The 3,307-nt window shown below is 57.2% G+C and carries 1 rRNA gene; it reads right to left on the bottom strand.

The features are described 5' to 3' along the window. Positions 1-46 precede the first annotated feature (46 nt). Positions 47-3,167 (bottom strand): 23S ribosomal RNA (locus ACFV6X_RS35425). Positions 3,168-3,307: the final 140 nt, after the last annotated feature.

The following is a 3,307-nucleotide window of genomic DNA, read 5'->3' as shown; positions in this document are numbered from 1 at the left end:
GGTGTTGTTCGTGGTTTCAGAACCAACACAGTGGACGCGAGCAACTGAGGACAAGCCCTCGGCCTATTAGTACCGGTCAACTCCACACGTTACCGTGCTTCCATATCCGGCCTATCAACCCAGTCGTCTACTGGGAGCCTTACCCTCTCATGGAGGTGGGAGCCCTCATCTCGAAGCAGGCTTCCCGCTTAGATGCTTTCAGCGGTTATCCCTCCCGAACGTAGCCAACCAGCCATGCCCTTGGCAGGACAACTGGCACACCAGAGGTTCGTCCGTCCCGGTCCTCTCGTACTAGGGACAGCCCTTCTCAAGACTCCTACGCGCACAGCGGATAGGGACCGAACTGTCTCACGACGTTCTAAACCCAGCTCGCGTACCGCTTTAATGGGCGAACAGCCCAACCCTTGGGACCGACTCCAGCCCCAGGATGCGACGAGCCGACATCGAGGTGCCAAACCATCCCGTCGATATGGACTCTTGGGGAAGATCAGCCTGTTATCCCCGGGGTACCTTTTATCCGTTGAGCGACGGCGCTTCCACAAGCCACCGCCGGATCACTAGTCCCGACTTTCGTCCCTGCTCGACCCGTCGGTCTCACAGTCAAGCTCCCTTGTGCACTTACACTCAACACCTGATTACCAACCAGGCTGAGGGAACCTTTGGGCGCCTCCGTTACTCTTTAGGAGGCAACCGCCCCAGTTAAACTACCCATCAGACACTGTCCCTGATCCGGATCACGGACCCAGGTTAGACATCCAGCACGACCAGACTGGTATTTCAACGACGACTCCACCTGAACTGGCGTCCAGATTTCAAAGTCTCCCAGCTATCCTACACAAGCCGAACCGAACACCAATATCAAACTGTAGTAAAGGTCCCGGGGTCTTTCCGTCCTGCTGCGCGAAACGAGCATCTTTACTCGTAGTGCAATTTCACCGGGCCTATGGTTGAGACAGTCGAGAAGTCGTTACGCCATTCGTGCAGGTCGGAACTTACCCGACAAGGAATTTCGCTACCTTAGGATGGTTATAGTTACCACCGCCGTTTACTGGCGCTTAAGTTCTCAGCTTCGCCCCACCGAAATGGAGCTAACCGGTCCCCTTAACGTTCCAGCACCGGGCAGGCGTCAGTCCGTATACATCGCCTTACGGCTTCGCACGGACCTGTGTTTTTAGTAAACAGTCGCTTCTCGCTGGTCTCTGCGGCCACACCCAGCTCAGAGCGCGAAGCTCATCACCGGACATGGCCCCCCTTCTCCCGAAGTTACGGGGGCATTTTGCCGAGTTCCTTAACCATAGTTCACCCGAACGCCTCGGTATTCTCTACCTGACCACCTGAGTCGGTTTAGGGTACGGGCCGCCATGAAACTCGCTAGAGGCTTTTCTCGACAGCATAGGATCATCCACTTCACCACAATCGGCTCGGCATCAGGTCTCAGCCTTGTGTGCGACGGATTTACCTATCGCACGGCCTACACCCTTACCCCGGGACAACCACCGCCCGGGATGGACTACCTTCCTGCGTCACCCCATCACTCACCTACTAACCGCTTGGTCCGGCGGCTCCACCACTCCCCTCAACTCCGAAGAGATCAGGGCGGCTTCACGGCCTTAGCATCACGATGCTCGATGTTTGACGCTTCACAGCGGGTACCGGAATATCAACCGGTTATCCATCGACTACGCCTGTCGGCCTCGCCTTAGGTCCCGACTTACCCTGGGCAGATCAGCTTGACCCAGGAACCCTTAGTCAATCGGCGCAAACGTTTCTCACGTTTGTATCGCTACTCATGCCTGCATTCTCACTCGTCAACCGTCCACAACTCGCTTACGCGGCTGCTTCACCCGGCAGACGACGCTCCCCTACCCATCACAGCGGGCGTTGGCCCTCATGCTGCAATGACACGACTTCGGCGGTACGCTTGAGCCCCGCTACATTGTCGGCGCGGAATCACTAGACCAGTGAGCTATTACGCACTCTTTCAAGGGTGGCTGCTTCTAAGCCAACCTCCTGGTTGTCTGTGCGACTCCACATCCTTTCCCACTTAGCGTACGCTTAGGGGCCTTAGTCGATGCTCTGGGCTGTTTCCCTCTCGACCATGGAGCTTATCCCCCACAGTCTCACTGCCGCGCTCTCACTTACCGGCATTCGGAGTTTGGCTAAGGTCAGTAACCCGGTAGGGCCCATCGCCTATCCAGTGCTCTACCTCCGGCAAGAAACACACGACGCTGCACCTAAATGCATTTCGGGGAGAACCAGCTATCACGGAGTTTGATTGGCCTTTCACCCCTAACCACAGGTCATCCCCCAGGTTTTCAACCCTGGTGGGTTCGGTCCTCCACGAAGTCTTACCTCCGCTTCAACCTGCCCATGGCTAGATCACTCCGCTTCGGGTCTTGAGCATGCTACTGAAACGCCCTGTTCGGACTCGCTTTCGCTACGGCTTCCCCACCCGGGTTAACCTCGCAACACACCGCAAACTCGCAGGCTCATTCTTCAAAAGGCACGCAGTCACGAGAACAAGGCAAGCCTTGTTCCGACGCTCCCACGGCTTGTAGGCACACGGTTTCAGGTACTATTTCACTCCGCTCCCGCGGTACTTTTCACCATTCCCTCACGGTACTATCCGCTATCGGTCACCAGGGAATATTTAGGCTTAGCGGGTGGTCCCGCCAGATTCACACGGGATTTCTCGGGCCCCGTGCTACTTGGGTGTCTCTCAAACGAGCCGCTGACGTTTCGACTACGGGGGTCTTACCCTCTACGCCGGACCTTTCGCATGTCCTTCGCCTACATCAACGGTTTCTGACTCGTCTCACGGCCGGCAGACCGTAAAAGAGAGATCCCACAACCCCCACGACGCAACCCCTGCCGGGTCTCACACGTCGTAGGTTTGGCCTCATCCGGTTTCGCTCGCCACTACTCCCGGAATCACGGTTGTTTTCTCTTCCTGCGGGTACTGAGATGTTTCACTTCCCCGCGTTCCCTCCACTTGCCCTATGTGTTCAGGCAAGGGTGACAGCCCATGACGACTGCCGGGTTTCCCCATTCGGAAACCCCCGGATCAAAGCCTGGTTGACGACTCCCCGGGGACTATCGTGGCCTCCCACGTCCTTCATCGGTTCCTGGTGCCAAGGCATCCACCGTGCGCCCTTAAAAACTTGGCCACAGATGCTCGCGTCCACTGTGCAGTTCTCAAACAACGACCAACCACCCATCACCCCGGGACCACATCCCGAGTTCACTGGGGCCGGCACTGAAGGCGACCATACGGCCGAACCCTCAGACACCCAACAGCGTGCCCGGC

Origin of the sequence: Streptomyces sp. NPDC059861 (assembly GCF_042731435.1) — a bacterium.
In the GTDB taxonomy this organism is placed as follows: domain Bacteria; phylum Actinomycetota; class Actinomycetes; order Streptomycetales; family Streptomycetaceae; genus Streptomyces.
This window is presented reverse-complemented; position numbering and strand designations above follow the sequence as displayed.